15 protein-coding genes and 1 pseudogene are annotated in these 21002 nt (G+C 72.5%); 6 read left to right on the forward strand and 10 right to left on the reverse strand.

The features are described 5' to 3' along the window. Positions 1–72 precede the first annotated feature (72 nt). Entirely contained in the window at positions 73–1704 is a 1632-nt protein-coding gene (locus Cba03nite_RS05170) for an acetolactate synthase (RefSeq protein WP_203742484.1), read from the reverse strand. A gap of 118 nt (positions 1705–1822) precedes the next feature. Then, entirely contained in the window at positions 1823–2596 is a 774-nt protein-coding gene (locus Cba03nite_RS05175) for an enoyl-CoA hydratase-related protein (protein WP_203742486.1), read from the reverse strand. Positions 2597–2676: 80 nt separating this feature from the next. On the opposite strand from Cba03nite_RS05175, the gene Cba03nite_RS05180 reads away from it, so the two are divergent. Then, positions 2677–3153: a DUF6232 family protein gene (locus Cba03nite_RS05180; protein ID WP_203742488.1), complete on the forward strand. Its 477-nt coding sequence runs from the start codon at positions 2677–2679 to the stop codon at positions 3151–3153. A gap of 1 nt (position 3154) precedes the next feature. Here Cba03nite_RS05180 and Cba03nite_RS05185 read toward each other — a convergent pair whose 3' ends face one another. Together Cba03nite_RS05185 and Cba03nite_RS05190 are read right to left on the reverse strand one after the other, a co-directional pair. Next, the gene (locus Cba03nite_RS05185) at positions 3155–3532 is read right to left on the reverse strand and encodes a YccF domain-containing protein (RefSeq protein WP_203742490.1); all 378 of its coding nucleotides are present in this window, start codon (positions 3530–3532) and stop codon (positions 3155–3157) included. Between the two features lie 61 nt (positions 3533–3593). After that, the gene (locus tag Cba03nite_RS05190; RefSeq protein WP_203743246.1) at positions 3594–4433 is read right to left on the reverse strand and encodes an ABC transporter ATP-binding protein; all 840 of its coding nucleotides are present in this window, start codon (positions 4431–4433) and stop codon (positions 3594–3596) included. A gap of 141 nt (positions 4434–4574) precedes the next feature. Between Cba03nite_RS05190 and Cba03nite_RS05195 the strand changes: the two genes are divergently transcribed. Beyond that, positions 4575–5576 (forward strand): ATP-binding cassette domain-containing protein, encoded by a 1002-nt coding sequence (locus Cba03nite_RS05195; RefSeq protein ID WP_203742499.1) that lies wholly within the window; start codon positions 4575–4577, stop codon positions 5574–5576. Next, entirely contained in the window at positions 5573–6541 is a 969-nt protein-coding gene (locus Cba03nite_RS05200; RefSeq protein WP_203742501.1) for a DUF2705 family protein, read from the forward strand. The genes Cba03nite_RS05195 and Cba03nite_RS05200 overlap by 4 nt, the downstream gene beginning before the upstream one ends. A 47-nt stretch (positions 6542–6588) precedes the next feature. Here the strand turns inward: Cba03nite_RS05200 and Cba03nite_RS05205 are convergent, their stop codons facing one another. Next, a complete protein-coding gene (locus Cba03nite_RS05205) occupies positions 6589–7779 on the reverse strand; it encodes an ROK family transcriptional regulator (RefSeq protein ID WP_203742503.1) in 1191 nt (396 codons plus the stop codon). Between the two features lie 212 nt (positions 7780–7991). On the opposite strand from Cba03nite_RS05205, the gene Cba03nite_RS05210 reads away from it, so the two are divergent. Next, positions 7992–9440 (forward strand): glycoside hydrolase family 3 N-terminal domain-containing protein, encoded by a 1449-nt coding sequence (locus Cba03nite_RS05210; protein ID WP_203742504.1) that lies wholly within the window; start codon positions 7992–7994, stop codon positions 9438–9440. A gap of 170 nt (positions 9441–9610) precedes the next feature. Here Cba03nite_RS05210 and Cba03nite_RS05215 read toward each other — a convergent pair whose 3' ends face one another. Continuing rightward, entirely contained in the window at positions 9611–14644 is a 5034-nt protein-coding gene (locus Cba03nite_RS05215) for an NAD-glutamate dehydrogenase (RefSeq protein WP_203742506.1), read from the reverse strand. Positions 14645–14845: 201 nt separating this feature from the next. On the opposite strand from Cba03nite_RS05215, the gene Cba03nite_RS05220 reads away from it, so the two are divergent. Together Cba03nite_RS05220 and Cba03nite_RS05225 are read left to right on the forward strand one after the other, a co-directional pair. Continuing rightward, a complete protein-coding gene (locus Cba03nite_RS05220; RefSeq protein WP_203742508.1) occupies positions 14846–16759 on the forward strand; it encodes a penicillin-binding transpeptidase domain-containing protein in 1914 nt (637 codons plus the stop codon). 147 nt (positions 16760–16906) lie between these two features. Then, positions 16907–17878 carry a hypothetical protein gene (locus tag Cba03nite_RS05225; protein WP_203742510.1) on the forward strand — a complete coding sequence of 324 codons (972 nt, stop codon included), beginning with the start codon at positions 16907–16909 and terminating at the stop codon, positions 17876–17878. A 141-nt stretch (positions 17879–18019) separates the two neighbouring features. Here the strand turns inward: Cba03nite_RS05225 and Cba03nite_RS05230 are convergent, their stop codons facing one another. The 4 genes and pseudogenes from Cba03nite_RS05230 to Cba03nite_RS05245 form a co-directional block, all read right to left on the reverse strand. After that, complete coding sequence (locus tag Cba03nite_RS05230; protein WP_203742512.1) at positions 18020–18418, reverse strand: hypothetical protein; 399 nt, start codon at positions 18416–18418, stop codon at positions 18020–18022. Continuing rightward, positions 18411–18767: a hypothetical protein gene (locus Cba03nite_RS05235; RefSeq protein ID WP_203742514.1), complete on the reverse strand. Its 357-nt coding sequence runs from the start codon at positions 18765–18767 to the stop codon at positions 18411–18413. The genes Cba03nite_RS05230 and Cba03nite_RS05235 overlap by 8 nt, the downstream gene beginning before the upstream one ends. Before the next feature lie 200 nt (positions 18768–18967). Beyond that, a pseudogene (locus tag Cba03nite_RS05240) lies at positions 18968–19933 on the reverse strand (arginase family protein); the annotation flags it as partial. A 27-nt stretch (positions 19934–19960) separates the two neighbouring features. Beyond that, positions 19961–20908 (reverse strand): tetratricopeptide repeat protein, encoded by a 948-nt coding sequence (locus tag Cba03nite_RS05245; protein WP_203742518.1) that lies wholly within the window; start codon positions 20906–20908, stop codon positions 19961–19963. Between the last annotated feature and the right edge of the window lie 94 nt (positions 20909–21002).

The raw sequence follows: 21002 nt of genomic DNA on the forward strand, positions 1-21002 counted from the left end.
CCCCCGGTTAGGGCGTGTCGTCCCCACAGTTCACGCAAGATCGGCGCAGCAGAAGGGGCGGGGCGGGGGGCGCTACGCGAGGTTGGCGGAGCGGGGGTAGGCGTCGGTGGGGTCGGTGATGACGTTGACGAGGTAGGGGACTCCGGCGGAGAAGGCGCGGGTCAGGGCGGCGGGGAGGTCTGTGGCGGTGGTGACGGTTTCGCCGCCGCCGCCGAGGGCCTTGACGACGTCGTCGTAGCGGAGGCCGGGTTGGAGGTCGGCGGCTACGTCGTAGCCGTACATGGCGCGCATGGGGTGCTTCTCCAGGCCCCAGATGCCGTTGTTGCCGACGATCATGACGACGGGCAGGTTCTGGCGGACCAGGGACTCGACGTCCATGAGGGAGAAGCCGGCCGCGCCGTCGCCCATGAGCACGCAGATCTGGCGGTCGGGGTAGGTGACGCGGGCGCCCATGGCGTAGCCCATGCCGGTGCCGAGGCAGCCGTACGGGCCGGGGTCGAGCCAGCTGCCGGGCACGGACGGCTCCAGGTAGCGCCCGGCGTAGGAGACGAAGTCGCCGCCGTCGCCGATGGTGACGGCGTCGGGTGCAAGCACCTTGCGCAGCTCGCCGTACACCCGGGCCGGTTTGATCAGCTCGCTGTCGGCCTGCATCTCCAGCTCGTGCTTGGCGGCCTGGGCCTGCTCGGCGGCGCGCAGCGTGGCGACCCAGTCGCTGTGGTCCCTGCGCTCGCCGGTGTGGTCGGCGAACGCGGTCAGGATGGTGCGCAGGTCGCCCGCGGGCGAGGCAGCGACGGTGACGTGTGCGGCGCGCTGGCTGGGCGCGTCGACCACGTGCACGACCTGGGCGGAGCCGAAGTCGCCGAAGCCGAGGCGGAAGTCCAGCGGGGTGCCGATCACGACGACCACGTCGGCGGCGTCGAGGGCCTTGCGGCGGGCCTTGGCGAAGGCGAGCGGGTGGCTCGGCGGCAGCGACCCGCGGCCCATGCCGTTGGCGAAGACGGGCACGGTGAGCGCCTCGGCGGCGGCGCGCAGGGCCGCGGTGGCGTCCCCGCCGTACACGTCGGACCCGGCGATGATGACGGGGCGCTCGGCGCCCGCGACGAGCCGGACGGCTCGCGCGACCTCGTCGGGGTCGGGCTCCAGCAGCGGCACCTGCGGGGCGGCGGCCTTGCTCTCGCCCGTACTGAACACGACCTCCAGCGGCAGGTCCAGGAAGGACGGGCCGCGGTGCGGGGTCAGCGCGTGCTCCAGGGCGGTGGTGACCGCGCCCGCGATGTCGTCGGTGGACCCGACGGTGGCGGCGTGCTTGGTGACCGGGGCGACGATCGGCAGGTGGTCGATCTCCTGCAGCGAGCCGGCGCCCCAGCGGAACTGCGGGGCCCGCCCGCCGAGCACCAGCACCGGCGCCGCGTTGAAGAAGGCGCTGGTCAGGCCGGATACGCCGTTGGTGACGCCGGGTCCGGCGGTGAGCACCGCGACGCCGGGGCGGCGCTGCAGCTTGGCCACCGCCTCGGCCGCGAACACCGCGGTCTGCTCGTGCCGCACGTCGTAGAGCGGGAATCCGTCCTGGTGTGCCGCGTCGTAGAGCGGGAAGACGTGTCCACCCGAGAGGGTGAACATCTCCTTCACTCCGGCGGCACGCAGTGCGGCCAGCGCGAGCTGGCCTCCGTGCCCCGCGACGACGTTGTCAGAGGTCTCAGCCATGCGCATTGTCCCTTCGTGTGCGGGGAGCGTACCCAGCACGCGCGGAAATATGAAGAGGACTCACAAACTCGGGACCCGGCCCGCCGCCGGGCCCCGAGCCGTCATACCGCTACCCGCCTCAGCGGCCGATGAACTTGGGCTTGCGCCGCTCCACGAACGCGGTCATGCCCTCGCGCCGGTCCTCGGTGGCGAACAGCGCCGCGAACAGCTGCGACTCCCAGGCCAGGCCGGACGCCAGGTCCTGGTCCAGGCCGCCGTCGATCGCCAGCTTGGCCGCGCGCAGCGCCTGCGCCGGGCCGTTCACGTACTCCGCGACCAGCGCCTTGGCCTGGTCGTACACCACGTCGGCGGCGCACACCCGGTCGGCCAGGCCGATCGTCAGCGCCTCGGCGGCGTCGACCATGCGCCCGGAGAAGATGATGTCCTTGGCCTTGGCCGGGCCGACCAGCCGCGCCAGCCGCTGCGTGCCGCCCGCGCCGGGGATGATGCCCAGCTTGATCTCGGGCTGGCCCAGCTTCGCGTCGTCGGCGACCACCCGCCAGTCACAGGCCAGCGCCAGCTCGCAGCCGCCGCCCAGGGCGTACCCGGTGATGGCCGCGACGACCGGCTTCGGGATGCGCGCGACGGCGTCGAAGGCGCTGCTCAGCGCACCGGCGCGGGCTGACATGTCCACGTACGACATGTCCGCCATCTCCTTGATGTCGGCGCCGGCCGCGAAGACCTTCGGCCCGCCGTAGACGACCACGGCGGCGATCCGGCTGTCGGCGGTCACCGCGTGCGCGGCGGCCCGCAGCTCCTCCTGGACCTGCACGTTGAGCGCGTTCATGGGCGGCCGTTCCAGCCGGATCGTGCCGATGCCGCCGTCCACTTCCACATTGACGAACTCGCCCACGCTGCCTCCTCGTCGAGTGCCTGATATGACGAGCTTATGCGGCTTGCGCCCATCGCCTACGGTGAGGGCCGGAGGCTGCGATGATCGTCTATTACCGCGATCCAGCGGTGGAGGTGACCTCCACCGCGATCCACATCCACGACCGCGTGTTCCGCCTCGACGATCTGGAATACGTCTGGCATCGCGAGATCACGGCGGACCCCCGGGCGATGCGCCGCCTCGCCGGGCGCGGCGCGCTGAACGCCGGGGTCGTGGTCGGCGCGGTGCTCGCGCTGCTCGGCGTGGTGTACCTGATCGCGGGCGCGGTCGGCGATCCCGATGCGGCCGGCAAGGTGCTGGTGCCGCTGGCCGTCGTGGTGGTGCTGGTGGGCCTGGCCGGGCCGGCGCTGGAATGGACCCTGCACCGGCTCGACCACAGCTACGACCAGGGCATCGCCATGCACGAGATCTGGGCGGTATGGCGCGGCCGCGAGGTGCTCCTGCTCCGCGTCACCGACGAGTCGCGCTTCGGCCGCATCTACCGCTCCATCCAGCGGGCCATGGAGGCACCGCGCTGACTCAGGGCCGCTCGACGATCTCGCGCCCCAGCGGCCACAGCGCCGCCGGCACCAGCTTGAAGTTCGCGATGCCGAACGGGATGCCGATCAGCGTGATGCACAGCGCGATGCCCGCGGTGATGTGGATCAGCGCCAGCCACCAGCCCGCCACGATCAGCCACACCACGTTCGCCAGCGTCGAGGCCAGGCCCGCGCTCGGCTTCTCCACGATGGTGTACCCGAACGGCCAGAGCGCGTAGCGGGCCAGCCGGAACGACGCCACCCCGAACGGGATCGTCACGATCAGGATGAAGCAGATGATCCCGGCCAGGCCGTACGCCAGGGCGAGCAGGAACCCGCTGCCGAAGATGAACCAGAGGATGTTCAGGATCGTGCGCATACCTACGATCCTGACCGGTCCCGGCAACCTCGGCAGCCGACCTGGCGATGAAATGTTGAAGTCAGCGGGCGCGGGCGGTGAAGCGGCCCTCGGTCGCGGTTACCTCCAGCGGCAGGCCGAACGTCGCCGAGAGGTTGTCCGAGGTGATCGTCTGCGGGATGGGGCCGGCCGCGACGATGCCGCCCTCGCGCAGCAGCAGCGCGTGCGTGAAGCTGGGCGGGATCTCCTCGACGTGGTGGGTGACCAGCACCAGCGCGGGCGCGTCGGGGTCGGCGGCCAGCTCGGAGAGCCGGGCCACCAGGTCCTCCCGGCCGCCCAGGTCCAGCCCGGCGGCCGGCTCGTCGAGCAGCAGCAGCTCCGGATCGGTCATCAGGGCGCGGGCGATCTGCGTGCGCTTGCGCTCGCCCTCGGACAGGGTGCCGTAGCGGCGCTCGGCCAGCCCGGCCATGCCCCACTCCTCCAGCAGCTCCTTGGCGCGGGCCTCGTCCATCGCGTCGTACGACTCCCGGAACCGGCCCACCACCGACCACGACGCGGTGACCACCACGTCGCGCACCAGCTCCTCGGCGGGCACCCGCTCGGCCAGCGCCGCCGTGGACAGGCCGATCCGGGTGCGCAGCTCCTGCATGTCGACCCGGCCGATACGCTCGCCGAGCACGTACACCGTGCCGCTGGTGGGGTGCGCCCGGCCCGCGGCCAGGTGCAGCAGGGTGGTCTTGCCGGCGCCGTTGGGGCCGAGCACCACCCAGCGCTCGTCCAGCTCCACCCGCCACGAGATGTCGCGCAGCAGGTGCTTGCCGTCGCGTACGACGTTGACGCCTTCGGCGGCGATCACCAGGTCGGGGTCGTCCGGCGCGACGGCCTGGTTGACCTCGGAAGCGGCATGGGCGGCACGGTGCAGTCCTGACACGCCGCTATCCAATCACGGCCGCCCCCGCGCGGGGGCGACCTGCCAGCCAGATCACATCGCGCGCGATCGGCGCCCCCACGCGTCCGCCCGGATCGCATAGGTTGGGCGGACACTGACCGACGGGGAGGCGCGGTGACCGCGGCGATCGAGATCAGCGGGCTGCACAAGACGTTCCGCACCATGCGGCGCGGCGAGCGGACCGCGCTCGACGGGTTCGACATGCTGGTCGAGAAGGGCCAGGTGCACGGCTTCCTCGGCCCCAACGGCTCGGGCAAGACGACCACCCTGCGCACGCTGCTCGGCCTGCTGCGCGCCGACGCGGGGCGGATGTCCATCCTCGGCGTGCCGAGCAGCCGGTTCGCCGACGTGGCGCACCGGGTCGGTGCGATCGTGGAGAGCCCGGCCTTCTTCAGCCCGTTCACCGGCCGCAAGACGCTGCGGCTGCTGGCCACCGCGGGCGGGATCCCGATGACCCGGGTCGACGAGGTGCTGACCACGGTGGGCCTGCGCGACCGTGCCGACGAGCCGGTCAAGGCGTACTCCCTCGGCATGCGCCAGCGGCTGGCCGTGGCGTCCGCCCTGCTCAAGCACCCGGAGCTGCTCATCCTGGACGAGCCCGCGAACGGGCTGGACCCCTCCGGCATCCACGCCATGCGCACGCTCATGAGCGACCTGGCCGCCAGTGGGGTCACCGTGCTGCTCTCCAGCCACCTGCTGTCCGAGATCGAGCAGGTGTGCGACTCGGTCACCATCATCGACCGGGGCCGCCGGGTCGCGCACGGCCCGGTCTCGGTGGTGCTGGCCGGCCACGACACCGGCGAGCACCTGGTGCGGGTGGCCGAGCCCGCCCGCGCGGCCTCGCTGCTGCGGGCCGCGGGCGCGACGGTACGCGACGCCGACGGCGCGCTCGTCGTGTCCGGCCTGGCCGGCCCGGCCGCGATCAGCGAGACGCTGGGCCGCGACGGGCTCTGGCTCACCGAGCTGACCCCGCTCACCCCCGACCTGGAGAGCGTGTTCCTCGACCTGACCGGCACCCGGCCGCACCCGGCCGACCCGCCGCAGATCGGCGTGCCCGCCGTACGCGACCCGCAGGACGGCGGCGTCATCGACCTCGACGTGAAGGAGGCGGTGTGAACCTGTTCCGCGCCGAGCTGAGCCGCCTGCTGGCCCGCCGGTTCAGCCACATCATGCTGATCGTGCTGGTGGCCGTCTTCGGGGTCACCGTCGCGACGGTGCTGTCCTCCACCCACTCCCCCGACGCGGGCACCTGGGCCGCGGCCGAGGACACCGCCTCCTCCCAGCGCAACAGCCTCATCCAGTGGCAGGCCAACTGCGAGACGGCCAAGATCAGAGGCACGGAGGAGGCGTCCGCGTTCCCCGAGGACTGCCGCACCCGCGACCCGAACGAGATCAAGGCGGGCGACTTCCTCTGGGGTGTCTTCGTGTTCACCCACGAGATCCGCGGCCTGACCGTTTTCCTCGCCGTCTACCTCAGCTTCTTCGGGTTCGTGCTCGCCGCGTCGTTCGTCGGGGCCGAGCTGAGCAGCGGCGGCATCACCAACCTGCTGCTGTGGCGGCCGCAGCGCTCGGCCGTGCTCGGCGCGAAGCTGGCCGCGGTGCTGACCTGCGTCACCGCGTTCGCAACCGGGTTCACCGTGCTCTATGTGGGCACGTTCTATCTGATAGCGGCGGGTGCGGGCTGGGTCGGCGAGACGCCCGCGACGTTCTGGGGCGAGCTGGTGACCATGTGCCTGCGCGGCGTCGCGCTGTCCGTCGCCGCGGCCGCGTGCGCGTTCGCGCTGGCCACCCTGGCCCGGCACACCGCGGCCGCGCTCGGCATCGTCGTCGGGTACTTCCTCATCTGGGAGGCCGGCGCGCGCATCGTCTTCGAGATCGTCGGCGCGCTGCCGTACGACCCGTACTTCCTGTCCACGTACCTGTCCGCGTTCGTGAACGGCGACGTGGAGTACTGGTCGGGCTACGACGGCTCCGGCGACCTGGTCATCACGCAGCTCAGCGGCGGCCTGGTCGTCGCCGGCCTGACCGCCGCCCTGATCGCGGCGGCCTTCGCCAACTTCCGCCGCCGCGACCTGGTCTGACCACCCCGCGCCCGGCTGACCGGGCGCCTCGGGCGGGATCGGACGGGTCAGTCGACCGTGGAGCCGAAGACCTCGTCGCGGACCGCGTCGAGGGCGGTGAGCAGGGCGCCCTGCAGGACGGGCTCGTCGGCGACGCCGGTGACGACGACGCGGGGGGCCACCGGGCTGATCGCGGCGACCTCGTGCTGCACCCGCTCGGCCAGCGGCGTGCCGCCCGCCGCGCCGACCTCGCCCGCGAGCACGACCAGCGGCGGGTCGAGCACGATGCAGGACGCGGCCACGCCCAGCGCGAGCCGCCGGGCGACCTCGTCGAGCACCGGGCCGCCCTTGGTGCCCGCGGCGATGGCGGCCTTGACGGCCTCGGCCGCGCTGGCGGCGCGGAAGCCGTGGTCGCGGGCCACCGCACGGACCGCGTCGGCCCCGGCGACCTGCTGGAACGCACCCTTGCCGCGGCGGCTGACCTCGCGCGGGATGTCCGCGCCGGGCACCGGCAGGTAGCCGATCTCACCGGCGGCGCCCGCGGTGCCCCGGTGCAGGCGGCCGCCGAGCATGACCGCGAGGCCGACGCCCTGCCCGATCCAGACCAGCAGGAAGTCGCCCACCTCGCGGGCGGCGCCGGCGTGCGCCTCGGCGACGGCGGCCAGGTTCACGTCGTTCTCGAACAGGATGGTGGTGTGCAGGTCGTCGCGCAGGGCGGCGGCGAGGCCGCGCTGCCAGCGGGGCAGGTTGAAGGCGAACACGATGTCGCCGGTGCTCGGGTCGACCAGGCCGGGCGTGCCCAGCACGATGCGGCGTACGTCCCGCAGGTCGGCCCCGGCCTGCTCGACCGCCTGGACCACGGCGTTGTGCACGACCCGCACCGGGTCGTCGCCGCCGCCGTTGAGGTCGGGCGTGGTGGACACCTCGACCCGGCCCACCACGGCCCCGGTGATGTCGGCGCAGGCGGCGATGACGTGCTCCGCGCCGACCTCGACCCCGACCACGTACGCGCTGTTCGGCGCGACGTTGTAGAGCTGCGCGTTCGGCCCGCGGCCACCGGCCTGCTCACCGACCCGGCGCACCAGGCCGCGCTCCTCCAGGCGCTCGACCAGCTGCGAGGCGGTGACCTTGGACAGGCCGGTCAGCTCGCCGAGCTGGGAGCGGGTGAGCGGGCCCCGGGCGAGCAGGAGTTCGAGCGCGGCCCGGTCGTTCAGCGCGCGGAGCAGCCGAGGCGTGCCGGGTTGGGAAACTGCGGCCATGGTGCGTCATCCTAGAGCTCGACATCCGCACAACCGGGTTCCGGCGCGCGCTGGTTTTTAGTAAAGTTTCTTATTAGATTGCTCTGGTCGAACAGTACGGCCGTAGCCTACGGCCTACACGCACAAAACCACTATGGATGGCAAGACCCGACACACTGGCCGAAGGGCCCATCACCATGTCGGCGCCGATCGGCGCCGAGGGGGAGGACACCGTGAGCACTGATCCCGGACTGCGCAGGCTGGCCCTGCGTACGCTGCTGGCCGCCTTCCCCGGCCACACCGCGCCCGGGTGGGCCGAAGACCTGCTGGGTGAGGGCCTGGCGGGATACACGCTGTTCGGGTTCAACATCGCCGACACCGAGCAGGTCGCCACGCTGACCGCGCAGCTGCGGGCCGCCCGCCGCGACACGATCATCGCCATCGACGAGGAGGGCGGCGACGTCACCCGGCTCGCCCACCGCACCGGCAGCCCGTACCCGGGCAACGCCGCACTGGGCGCGATCGGCGATCTCGACCTGACCCGGCGGGTGTACCACGCGATCGGCCGCGAGCTGGCCGATGTGGGCATCAACCTGGACCTCGCCCCCACCGTGGACGTCAACACCGCCACCGACAACCCGGTCATCGGCACCCGCTCGTTCGGCGCCGACCCGGTCCGGGTGGCCGCGCACGCCGCCGCGGCCGTGGTGGGCCTGCAGCAGGCCGGCGTGGCCGCCTGCGCCAAGCACTTCCCCGGGCACGGCGCCACCATCGCCGACTCCCACCTGGAGCTGCCCACCGTCGACGTGACGCCGCAGCTGCTGCGGGACCGCGAGCTGCCCCCGTTCGCGGCCGTGATCGCGGCCGGCACCAAGGCCATCATGACGGCGCACATCCGGGTGCCCGCGATCACCGGCGACGACCCGGCCACCTTCACCGAGGCGCTGCTCGTCGACGTGCTGCGCGGCGAGTACGGCTTCACCGGCACCGTCGTCACCGACGCGCTGGAGATGAAGGGCGCCTCGCGCAGCGCGGGCGGCATCGGCCCGGCCGCGGTCCGTGCCCTGCGCGCCGGGGCCGACCTGCTCTGCCTGGGCGCCGACATCGAGCTGGAGATCGTCGAGGAGGCCGCCGCGGCGATCGCGGGCGCGCTGGCCGACGGCACCCTATCCCTCGCCCGCGTCGAGCAGGCCGTCGCCCGCAACGAGGCGCTGGCCGCGTGGACCCACGGCATCGAGGACGTCGAGCTGAGCCCGCGCCTCGGGTACGACGCCGCGCGCCGGGCGGTGAGCGTCGAGGGCAGCCTGTCCGGGTTCGAGCACCCGTTCGTGGTACAGCTGCGGGCCGGGCACACCATCGCCGAGGGCGCCGTGCCGTGGGGCCTGTCCCCCCACCTGGACGGCACCCCGCAGCTGGCCGTCGCCGCCGACGAGACCAGCGCGAACGCCCTGATCGACGCCGCCGCCGGCCGCCCGATCGTGCTGGTCGGCCGCCACACCCACCGCAACCCGGCCGCCCGCTCGCTCGCCGAGCAGCTCGCCGCCGTGCACCCCCTCGCCGTCGTCGAGATGGGCTGGCCCGCCGGCTGGCGCCCCAACGGCGTCAAAGCCTTCGTCACCACCTACGGCGCCTCCCACGCCAACGGCCGCGCCGCCGCCGAAATCCTCGGCCTCGTCGCCTAACCCCCCAGGCCCCACCGCACTGCCCCGCGCCACGCCACCCAAGATCGCGTCGATCTTGCGCGAACTGTTAGGGATATGCCCGGAAGGGGCGTGTCGTCCCCACAGTTCGCGCAAGATCGGCGCGGGAGAGCGGGCGCGGCCCGGCGTGGACAGCCGGGCCGCGGGGTTGGTCAGGCTGCGGCGGCGGTGCGGACCAGGGTGCGGATCTGGCGGAGCAGGACCGACAGGGGGGCCAGGTCGGCCTTGGCGCCGTCGAGTTCCGCGATGGACTTTCGTGCCTGGGCGATGGCGTTGGCGTTGTGCTGCTCCCACTGGACGACGCGTTCCTCGGCGGTGCCCGAGGGGGCGGCGGCCAGGACCTCGGCGGTGAGGGCGGCCAGGGCGGCGTAGAGGTCGTAGCGGAGGGCCATTCTCGCCAGGGTCTGCCAGCGGTCGTCGCGCGGGAGCATCGAGATCTTGGTGAGCAGGTCGTCGATGTGGAAGCGCTCGGAGAGCACGAAGTACACGCCGGCCACCTCGTCGAGGTCACGGCCGGTGGCGGCGGCGACCTCGACGACGTCGAGCAGGCCGAAGCTGTAGAGCGTGCGGGCGCCCCGTTCGGCCAGGTCCTGGGGTGCGCCCAGGCCGGTCAGCTCCGCCTCGTGCTCGGCGATGCCGGCCCGCTCGGCGCCGACGAACATGTCCTTCATGCGCGGCATCAGGTCGGCCACGCCGGGCTTGAGCTTGGCGATCTCGCCGGGCACGTCCAGCGGGGCGCGCCGGTTCTGGATGAGCCAGCGCACCGCGCGGTCCATGAGCCGCCGGGCCTTGAGGTAGACGGCGGTCTGGGCGGCGGTCGGCACCACGTTGTCGGTCGCCTCGACGGCGGCCCACAGCGCGGGCAGGTCGAAGACCTCCCAGACGATCTCGAAGGCGCGCAGCACCTCGGCGGCGGGGGCGCCGGTCTCCTCCACCGCGCGGTGGATGAAGGTGATGCCGCCCCGGTTGACCGTCTCGTTGACCAGCACCGTGGTGACGATGTCGCGGCGCAGCCGGTGCTCGGCCATCTGCTGGGTCATCCCGCGCAGCGGCGTCGGGAAGTAGTCGGCCATCGTCTGCGCCGTCCACGCCTCGTCGGGCAGGTCGGACTGGACGATCTCCTCCTCCAGCACGATCTTGACGTACGCCATGAGCACCGCGAACTCGGGCGTGGACAGGCCCTCGCCGTTCTCGCCGCGGGCGGCCAGCTCCTCGTCGGTGGGCAGGCCCTCCAGCGCCCGGTCGAGCTTGCCGGCCCGCTCCAGCTCGGTGATGAGCCGCCGGTGCACGGGCAGCAGCGACAGCGTCTGCGCGCGGGCGTTGCCGAGCGTGGTGGCCTGGCCGTAGTTGTCCCGCAGCACCAGCTCGGCGACCTCGTCGGTCATGCTGGCCAGCAGCTCGTTGCGGGCCTCGAGGGTGAGGTCCGGGTCCGCCCCGAGCAGGATCTTGATGTTGACCTCGTGGTCGGAGCAGTCCACCCCGGCCGAGTTGTCGATGAAGTCGGTGAAGATCCGGCCGCCGTGGCCCTGGGCGCCCTTGCGGGCGTACTCGATGCGCCCGGCCTGGGTGAGACCGAGGTTGCCGCCCTCGCCGACCACACGCGCGCGCAGGTGCGCGCCGTTGACCCGGATGGCGTCGTTGGCCTTGTCCCCCACCTCGGCGTGCGACTCGGTGGTCGCCTTGACATAGGTGCCGATGCCGCCGTTCCACAGCAGGTCGACCGGGGCCAGCAGGATCGCCTTCATCAGCTCCGCCGGGCTCATCGCGGTCACCGTGTCGGCCAGCCCGAGGGCGGCGCGCACCTGCGGGGTGATCGGGATGGACTTGGCGGTACGCGGGAACACCCCGCCGCCCTCCGAGATCAGCGACGTGTCGTACTCCGCCCACGAGCTGCGCGGCAGGTCGAACATGCGCCGCCGCTCGGCGTAGGAGGACGCCGCGTCCGGGTCCGGGTCCAGGAACACGTGCCGGTGGTCGAACGCGGCGACCAGGCGGATGTGCTCGGACAGCAGCATGCCGTTGCCGAACACGTCGCCGGACATGTCACCGACGCCGACCACGGTGAAGTCCTGCGTCTGGGTGTCATGGCCCAGGTCGCGGAAGTGCCGCTTGACCGACTCCCACGCGCCGCGCGCCGTGATGCCCATCTTCTTGTGGTCGTAACCCGCCGAGCCGCCCGAGGCGAACGCGTCACCGAGCCAGAACCCGTACGACGCGGAGATCTCGTTGGCGATGTCGGAGAACGTCGCGGTGCCCTTGTCCGCGGCGACCACGAGGTACGGGTCGTCGCCGTCGTGGCGCACCACGTCGGCGGGCGGCACGACCTTGCCCGCGTCGAGGTTGTCGGTGATGTCGAGCAGCGCCGAGATGAACCGGCGGTAGCAGGCCACGCCCTCGGCCTGGTAGGCGTCCCGGTCGGCCGGGGACGGCGCCTGCTTGAGCACGAAGCCGCCCTTGGCGCCGACCGGCACGATCACCGCGTTCTTGACCATCTGTGCCTTGACCAGGCCCAGGATCTCGGTGCGGAAGTCGTCGCGCCGGTCCGACCAGCGCAGGCCGCCGCGCGCGACGGCGCCGAAGCGCAGGTGCACGCCCTCGAAGCGCGGCGAGTACACGAAGATCTCGAACTTGGGCCGGGGCGCGGGCAGGTCCGGGATGGCCTGCGGGTCCAGCTTGAACGCGATGTACGACTTGGGCCGCCCGTCGGCTGCCTTCTGGAAGAAGGAGGTGCGCAGCGTCGCCTGCATCAGGGTCAGGTAGTTGCGCAGGATGCGGTCCTGGTCGAGGCTCGCCACCTGCTCCAGCTGGCGGCCGATCGCCGAGATCAGCTCCTTGGCCTGGCTGCCGCGCTCGGCGTCGGACAGGTGCAGGCCCGGGTTGAACCGGGTCTCGAACAGCGCCACCAGCATCGCCGCGATCTGCGGGTACGCAGTGAAGGTGGACTCCATCGACTCCTGCGAGAAGACGGTGCCCGCCTGGCGCAGGTACTTGGCGTACGCGCGCAGGATGACGACCTGGCGCCAGGTCAGCCCGGCCCGCAGCACCAGCTCGTTGAAGCCGTCGACCTCGGCCTCGCTCCGCCACGCGGCGGCGAAGGCGTTCTCCACGTGCGCGCGCACCTCGGCCAGGTCCCGCGCCCCGGCGGGCAGCTGCAGGCCGAAGTCGTACACGAACACGGTCGCGTCGGGGCGGCGCACCTCGTACGGCCGCTCGTCGGTGACCCGCACGCCCAGCGAGTGCAGCACCGGCAGCACCGCCGACAGCAGCATCGGCTCGCCGTGCCGGTACACCTTGAAGCGCACGTCGTTGCCCGGTGTGGTGGCCTCGACCAGGCTGCCCGCGCCCGCGGTGAACTTGCGCCGGAACAGGTGCATCTCCAGCTGGCCGGGCTCCTCCAGCAGCTCCAGCTTGGCCAGGTCCTGCGCGGCCTCGTAGGGCAGGTGCCCGTCCTTGTAGGTCTCCGGCAGCGCGTCGACGTAGCGGGAGGCCAGCAGCCGGGCCTGCTCGTCGCCGACCTTGCGCTCCAGCACCAGCCGGAAGTCGTCGTCCCAGTTGCGGGTGGCGTCGCCCAGCATCTCGGCCAGCGCGTCGACGTCCACGTCGCCGGGCGGGTCGTTGGGGTCGGTGCGCACGATGAAGTGGATGCGGGCCAGGTTCGACTCGCTCACCCGGGTGGTGTAGTCGACGCCGACGCCGTTCAGCTCACGCAGCAGGATGTCCTGCATCGCCAGCCGGTGCGCGGTGGTGAACCGGTCCCGCGGCAGGTAGATCAGGCAGGAGATGAACCGGCCGTAGCCGTCCCGGCGCAGGAACAGCCGCAGCTGGCGGCGGCCCGCCATGCGCAGTACGCCGGTGACCGCGTGGTAGAGGTCCTCGGTGCTGATCTGGAACAGCTCGTCGCGCGGGTAGGTCTCCAGGATCTCCACGAGGTCCTTGCCGGAGTGGCTGCGCGCGGACAGGCCGGAGCGCTCCAGCACGCTGTCCACCTTGCGCCGGATCACCGGCAGGTCGCGCACGCTGGTGCGGTATGCCGCCGACGAGAACAGGCCCAGGAAGCGGCGCTCACCGTCGACGTTGCCGTCCGCGTCGAACGTCTTGAACCCGATGTAGTCCAGGTAGGCGGAGCGGTGCACGGTGGCCCGCGAGTTCGCCTTCGTGATGATCAGCAGGCGCTTCTCCAGCGCCTTGTGCTGCGCCTCCGGCGTCATCGAGGCGAGCGCCCGCACCGTGGAGCCGTCGTCGTCGCGCAGGATGCCGAGGCCCGTGCCGGGCACGGCCCGCATCAGGTCGGTGCCCTCGCCGTCACCGGGCACGTGGACCAGCTCGTACTCGCGATACCCGAGGAAGGTGAAGTGGTGGTCGGACAGCCACCGCAGCAGCTCCACCGAGTCGGTGATGTCACGGTCCGGCACGGGCAGCTCGGCCCCGGAGATCTCGTCGGCCAGCGCCAGCGCCTGGGCCCGCATGCGCGGCCAGTCCTCGACCGCCTTGCGTACGTCGCCCAGCACCCGCTCCAGGTCGGCGCGCAGGTGCTCCAGCTCTCCCTCGTCGCGGATGGCGCCGACCTCGATGCGCATCCAGCTCTCGATCAGGTCGCCGGGGATCGCGTCGTCGGGCTCCACGTCGGCGCAGACCTCGGTCAGCGTGCCCGCGTCGTCGCGGCGCACCACCATCACCGGGTGTACCAGCAGCTGCACGTCCTTGCGCGCGGACAGCGCCGCCGTGACGGAGTCCACCAGGAACGGCATGTCGTCGGTGACCACTTCCACGACGGTGTGGCGCGGTTGCTCCGACTGGGACAGGCGCAGCTTCAGCTCGCCCGGCTTGCGCTGCTGCGCCAGCTCACGGTGGGCGCGGGCCGCCTCGATCAGGCGGGCGGGGGTGAGGTCGACCAGCTCCTCGTCCGGGGCGAAGCGCCAGTAGCGCTGCACGAGCTGTGCCTCGGCCAGCCGGTCGTCAGCCAGGCTCGGACCGCCCGTCAGCAGCTCTGTCGGGCTGCCCCCGGCGGCCAGCGCGACCGCGGCCGCGATCAGGCGCTCGCCGTTGGGCAGCGGCTCGTCGAGCTCGCTGTCGTCGAGGTCGTCCGGCCGCGAGTGCGGCCGCCCCTCGACCCGGATGGTGTCACCGCTCGCCCCGGCTTCGACATCAGCGGAGGCACCGCCGTCGACTCGGCCGCCAGACTCCATGAGAAAGCACTCCCCTTCGCCCACCACGCTGTGGGTCGTTGGTGGGACGGGCCGTTGCAGGGGCCGTCCCGTCGTCAACCCCAGCCTAGCCAGCACCCGCGGCCAGGCACGCGTTCGGGGGCCACTGACACCGCGCCGGGCAGTCCGCTGTCGGACAGCACGGGTTCCCACGGGCAGGGCTCCTTACGGCACAATGCCCGCATGGCTCTGCGCGCGAACGTACGCCGTCCCAAGATTGTCCTCTCCCTGGTGGCAGCCTCGTTGCTGTTCCCGGCACTTGCCGCCTGTTCGAAGGACGACGGCCCAGAGCCGATGCTCGACGCCTTCCTGGCCGGCTGGAAGTCGGGCTCCTTCGCGAACGTGAGCTTCGTACGCGCCTCCGGCGAGCGGGTCGACGCCGCCGCCGTGGCCACCGAGCTGAAGGCGCTGGAGGGCCAGTTCAAGGACAAGCCCCCGGCGCTGGCCAAGCAGACCCCGCGGGTGGAGGACGCCCTGGCCTTCGCCGACGTCGCCGTGTCGCAGCCGGTCACCGACAAGGTCACCTGGAACTACACGACCAGCGTCCGGATGACCAAGGGCAAGGACGGCTGGCAGGTCATCTGGGAGCCGGCCGTGGTGCACCCGAAGCTGACCAAGGGCGACGAGCTGGAGGTCCGCCGGAAGTCGGCGAGCCGAGCCGGGGTGCTAGACGGCAAGGGCGACGAGATCGTCAAGCCGCGGCCGGTGACCGTCATCGGCGTGCAGCCCCGCGACGTCACCGACCTGGACAAGCTGGTCGCGGACCTGGCCGCGCTCTTCAAGACCGCCAAGATCGATGCTGGCACGAGCGACCTCGCGGCCCGGGTCAAGGCCGCCAAGCCGGAAGCCTTCGTCGAGATCATCACGCTGCGCCAGGAGGCGTTCTCGCCGATCGAGGCCGATTTCAGGGCCCTGCCCGGCACGGTGACCCGCGACGAGCAGTGGCTGCTCGCGCCGAGCCGCACCTTCGCCCGCGCGGTGCTGGGCACGGTCGGCCCGGTCACCAAGGAGATCATGGACAGCAAGCCCGGCGCGTACGCCGTCGGCGACCAGGCCGGTCTCGGCGGCCTCCAGCGCGCCTACGACGACCGGCTGCGCGGCGCTCCGGGGCTCAGCGTCGTGTCGACCCGTAAGGCGTCCGACGGCACGCGCCAGGACACCCCGCTCTACACCATCGAGGCCAAGGCCGGCGAGGCGCTCAAGACCACGCTTGACCCGGCCGTGCAGCTCGCCGCGGAGAAGGCGCTCGGCTCGGTCAAGCAGCGCAGCGCCATGGTCGCCATCCGGATCAGCGACGGCGCGCTGCTCGCCGTCGCCAACAGCGGCGACGACAACCTGGCCTTCACCGCGCAGGTCCCGCCGGGCTCCACGTTCAAGACCGTCTCGGCGTACGGGCTGCTCGACGCGGGCAAGGTGACCGCCAACCAGGTCGTGCCGTGCCCGAAGTTCTTCACCGTGGACGGCCGCCAGTTCAAGAACTCGAACTTCATGGAGCTGGGCAGCGTCCCGTTCCACACCGACTTCGCCAAGTCGTGCAACACCGCGTTCGCCTCGCTGGCCCCGCAGCTCGGCCCCGAGGGGCTGGCCGCCGCGGGCAGCGCGCTGGGCCTCGGCCAGGCCTGGGACCTCGGCTACCCCGCCTTCAGCGGCCGGGTGTCGGCGGGCGGCAGCCCCACCGAGCTGGCCGCGGCCGTCTTCGGCCAGGGCCAGACCATCGTCAGCCCCGTCGCCATGGCCGGCGTCGCCGCCGCCGTCGCCCGCGGCCAGTGGAAGCAGCCCGTGCTGCTGCTCGACCCCGCCCCCGCCAAGCCCGCCGCCGACGGCCCCGCCCTGAAGCAGACCACCCTCGACCCACTGCGCGCCATGATGCGCGAGGTCGTCACCGTGGGCACCGCCACCGCCCTCAAGGACGTCCCCGGCGGCCCCGTCTCCGGCAAGACCGGGACCGCCGAGTACGACGACAACCCCGCGCACACCCACGCCTGGTTCATCGGCTGGCAGGGCGACATCGCCGTCGCCGTCTTCGTCGAGAACGGCGTCAAGCCCAGCGAAACCGCAGTCCCCGTAACCGAGAAGTTCCTCCGCGCAATCCGCTGACCCCGCCCCCGCCCTCTCCTGCGGCGATCTTGCACGAACTGTGGGTACGACACGCTCATTCCGGGCGTAAGGTCAACCGTTCGTGCAAGATCGATTGGATCTTCGGCGGTCAGCGGGGCGCGGGCGGAGCCGATACGGTGTGGCGCCATGTGGCCGTTCCGCAAGAAGACCGTCGCCGTGCCCGAAGACGACCAGCCTGAGATCGTGTTCGACCCCTTCCTCGGCGACGCCGGAGCGCAGCGGCTGAGCGGGCTGCTCGGCGAGCGCGACTGGCCGGCCGCCCGCGCGATCATCGACAACGCCGACCCGGCGGCGTACGGGTTCTACGTCGGTATCGCCTCCTCCAAGCAGGGCCTGCAGGAGTGGATCGACGACGCGATCCGCACCGACCCCGATCCGGTCCTGCCGCTGCTGGTGAAGGGTCTCAAGGCGATCAGCTGGGCCTGGGAGGCGCGGGGCAGCGGCTACGCGAACACGGTCTCGGAGGAGGCCTGGAAGGTGACCCGCCAGCGGCTCACGCTGGCCGAGAACTGCCTCGACGAGGTCGTCGACCGCGACCCGAAGAACGTCGAGGCGCTCGCCGGCCTGCTCACCCTGGCCAACGCCCGCTCCAAGGGCCTGGACGAACTCACCCGCCGGTACGAGGCCGTGCTCGCGGTCGACCCGGTCCACACCGACGCCCACCGGGCGATGCTGCAGGCGCTGTGCCGCAAGTGGCACGGCAGCTCGGAGCTGATGTTCGCGTTCGCCCGGGAGAAGGCCGCCGCCCACCCCGGCACCGCCCTGCCCGGCCTGGTCGCCGCCGCCTACCTGGAGGAGTGGCTCGACCGGGATCGCGACTACGACTACCTGGAGGGTCCCGGCATCGGCGACGAGATCGCCGCGGCCGCCCACGCCTCGATCCTCCACCCGGACTTCCGCCCCGGCCCCGAGACTCCGCGGCTCTGGAACACGTTCGCCATGGCACTGTCCATGTCCGACCGCCTCACCGAGGCGGAGTACTGCTTCACCCGCATCGGCGACACCCTCGTCACCCGCCACCCCTGGAACTACATGGGCAAGCCCGGCCCCAAGTACCAGAAATGGCGCTCCTGGACCCAGGCCACCCTCGCCCCCTGACCCCCCCCGCCCCGTGCCGATCTTGCGTGAACTGTGGGTACGACACGCCCCTTCCGGGCGAAGTCATCACAGTTCGCGCAAGATCAACACGATCTTGCGGGCGGACAGCCGTTCATCGGGTGGGCCGGGCACCCGGGGCGGTCAGGCGGTGGCGGGATCCCGGCGGCGCAGCCAGACCAGGCCCAGCACGGGCAGCACGAGCGGCAGGTAGCCGTACCCCTCGCCGAAGCCGGACCAGACGGTGGCGTCGGGGAAGTCCTGCGGCTGGAGCACGCTGAGCGTGCCGACCGCGAGCACCCCGATGAGCTCGACGGTGAAGCAGACCTGAGCCAGCCGGCGCCCACCGGCGTCACCGCGCACCAGCCCGACGGTCGCCACGATGTAGAGCACCGCCGCCAGCGCGCTGAGCAGGTAGGAAACCGGCGCCTCACCGAACTTGAGCACGATCTGCACGGCCGCCCGGCAGGTCGCCGCGACCGCGAACAGCCCGTACACGAAGACCAGCACCCGGCCCAGCCCCGTGTTGACCGGCCTAGCCACCGAACACCTGCCCGATCCGCAGCACCAGCACCGGCACGATGAGCGCGGCCACCCCGACGATCAGGCTCCCGAACCGCGTCGGCTCCATCCGTCCCACGATCCACGCGCCCGCGGGCAGCAGCAGCATCGTCAGCGCATACCCGAGAAAGGTTGTGATCTCCACCGGCGTGTGACCGCCGATCCAGCTCACGATCGCCGCCCCGACCAGCACCACGGCCGCGACGCTGACCACGACCGTCCCGACGAACTGCACCCGGTCCGGCGCCCGGTTACGCGCCGCGGCGAGCAGCGCGAGAGCGGCCAGCAGCAGAGCGACGATCGTCGTCACGGTGGACAGCACAGCAGGCATGCGCGCAACCCTAACGCTGCCCCAACCAGCGCTCGCGCACCCCTCCACCCCTCGTTGCCCCCGCCACTGCCACACCCACCCCACCGGCGCACCCAGACCCGTCGATCATGAAGTTAGGGCAGCGACACGCCGTCGAACACGCCCCTAAGTTCATGATCAACGCAGCAGGGGCACCGGGCCGCGGGCTAGGCCACTGCGCGGGGGGTGGGGGTGGCCTTGCGGGGGGCGGGGACGCGGGGTTTGGGGGTGCGTTTGGGTGGGAGGAGGGGGGTTAGGCCGGTGGTGAGGGCGGCGACTAGTTCGGTGGCGTAGCGGCCGTCGGGGTCGTGGTCGGGGTCGAAGACGGTGAGCTCCATGCCGAGGCAGTCGGTGGTGTTGACCAGGCCTGCCAGAAGGAGTTCCAGCTCGGTGAGGGCGATGCCGCCCGCCTCGGGGGCGTCGACGGCGGGCATGACGGCGGGGTCGAGGACGTCCACGTCGACGTGCACCCAGAAGCCGGCGCAGTCGGCCAGGCGCTCGCGGGCCCACTGGGCGGTGCGGCGGGCGCCCTCGGCGCGCACGGCCGTGGCGGGGCGGACCGCGAACCCGGCGGCCTGGAGGTCGAGCCGGTACTCGTCGTGCTCGCGGATGCCGAGCACGACCACGTCGGTGTCGCGGAAGTAGGGGCGGCGGCCCTCGATGCCGGCCAGCTCGGTCTGGCCCCGGCCGGTGACCAGGGCGAGGTCCTCGCCCGCGGCGGCGCCGACGTACGGCGCGTTGCCCGGGTGCCGGAAGTCGGAGTGCCCGTCCACGAAGACCAGGCCGATCCGGCCGCCGACCTCCTCGCCGAGCCGGCGCATGGCCAGCGCCGAGCCCAGCAGGATGGAGCAGTCGCCGCCGAGCACCAGCGGGAACTCGCCGCCGTCCACGATCGCGCCGATCCGCTCCGCCAGCCGCACGCTGTACGAGTGGATCTGCGCGGCGTGCGCGACGCCGTCCCCGGGCCGCCAGTCGCCCGGGTCGTAGCGGGGTGGCGTCAGGCAGCCAGCGTCCCGCGCCTCAAGGCGGGTGAGCAGGCCCTTGTCCCGCAGCGCGCCGGGCGCCTTGGCGCAGCCGGGCACGGAGGTCTCGGTGGGCGGGCGCAGGCCCAGGTTCGACGGCGCGTCGAGTACCGCGATGCGGCGCATACACCTCTCCCCCGGGCCTCTATTCCGCTAGAACAATGCACTGGCCAGGGCGCGTCGCGCGGTCGCCACCGCGGGATCGTCCGGCCCGGCGACGGCGAACAGCGACACGAGGTGCTGCCGCACCGCCTCCCGATCGTCACCGTAGACGCGGCGCACCAGTTCCACCAGCCGCCGATACGCCTGCTCCGCCTGACCGGCCAGCACCTCGATGTCGGCCGCCTTCAACTGGGCGGCGACATCGTCGGGCGCGGCGTCGGCCGCGGCGACCGCGGCCTGCGGGTCCACCCCGGCCACCCGCTTGGCCAGCACCACGTGGGCCAGGCCCGCCTCGGCGGCGGCGTCCTTCGGCGAGTCCGAGAGGATCTTGCGGTATGCCCGCTCGGCCTCGTCCAGGTCACCCATGATCAGGGCCTCGTCGGCCGCCTCCAGGCGCGGGTCCTCGGGCACGGCCACCTCGACGCCACCGGCGCGCAGCACCGCGTCGAGCCACTGGCGCAGCTGCGCGGCGGGCACCGGCCCGGCGAACGCGTCGATCGGCTGCCCGCCGACCACGGCGTACACGGTGGGCACGCTCTGCACCCGGAACATGGCCGCCAGCCGGGGATCGGCCTGCACGTCCACCCGGGCGAGCACCCAGGAGCCGCCGTCGGCGGCGTTGAACTGCGCCAGCGCGTCGGCCAGCTGCTGCACCTCGGGGTAGCCCGGCGCCAGGAACGCCACCACCACGGGGGTGGTCATCGACCGCTGCAGCACCTCGTCCTGGACGTTGGCCTCGGTCACGTCCACCACGACGCCGCCCCCCGCGGGCGCACCGGGGAAACCGCCGCCGTTACCGGGGCCGCCGGCCTGGCTCGCCGCGGGCGCGGCCTGCTGCTGCGCGGCAGTCGACTGGGCCGCCTGGTTGCGGGCGGCCAGCGCGCCGAGGTCCACGGCGCCACGCGTGAAGATCGACTGTCCGGGTCGGAGATCGCTCATGGTTACCCAGTCTCCCACGCCCGTGACGAACCCCCCGCAAAGCTCCCCCCTGCCCCGTTGATCACGACGATCTTGCGCGAACTGTTACGACTTT

This window comes from Catellatospora bangladeshensis (assembly GCF_016862575.1).
In the GTDB taxonomy this organism is placed as follows: Bacteria; Actinomycetota; Actinomycetes; order Mycobacteriales; family Micromonosporaceae; genus Catellatospora; species Catellatospora bangladeshensis.

Coding starts and splice junctions, on each gene's coding strand:
- Cba03nite_RS05170 (WP_203742484.1), bottom strand. CDS start 1,704: ATGGCTGAGACCTCTGACAACGTCGTCGCGGGGCACGGAGGCCAGCTC.
- Cba03nite_RS05180 (WP_203742488.1), top strand. CDS start 2,677: ATGATCGTCTATTACCGCGATCCAGCGGTGGAGGTGACCTCCACCGCG.
- Cba03nite_RS05185 (WP_203742490.1), bottom strand. CDS start 3,532: ATGCGCACGATCCTGAACATCCTCTGGTTCATCTTCGGCAGCGGGTTC.
- Cba03nite_RS05205 (WP_203742503.1), bottom strand. CDS start 7,779: ATGGCCGCAGTTTCCCAACCCGGCACGCCTCGGCTGCTCCGCGCGCTG.
- Cba03nite_RS05215 (WP_203742506.1), bottom strand. CDS start 14,644: ATGGAGTCTGGCGGCCGAGTCGACGGCGGTGCCTCCGCTGATGTCGAA.
- Cba03nite_RS05220 (WP_203742508.1), top strand. CDS start 14,846: ATGGCTCTGCGCGCGAACGTACGCCGTCCCAAGATTGTCCTCTCCCTG.
- Cba03nite_RS05225 (WP_203742510.1), top strand. CDS start 16,907: ATGTGGCCGTTCCGCAAGAAGACCGTCGCCGTGCCCGAAGACGACCAG.
- Cba03nite_RS05235 (WP_203742514.1), bottom strand. CDS start 18,767: ATGCCTGCTGTGCTGTCCACCGTGACGACGATCGTCGCTCTGCTGCTG.
- Cba03nite_RS05245 (WP_203742518.1), bottom strand. CDS start 20,908: ATGAGCGATCTCCGACCCGGACAGTCGATCTTCACGCGTGGCGCCGTG.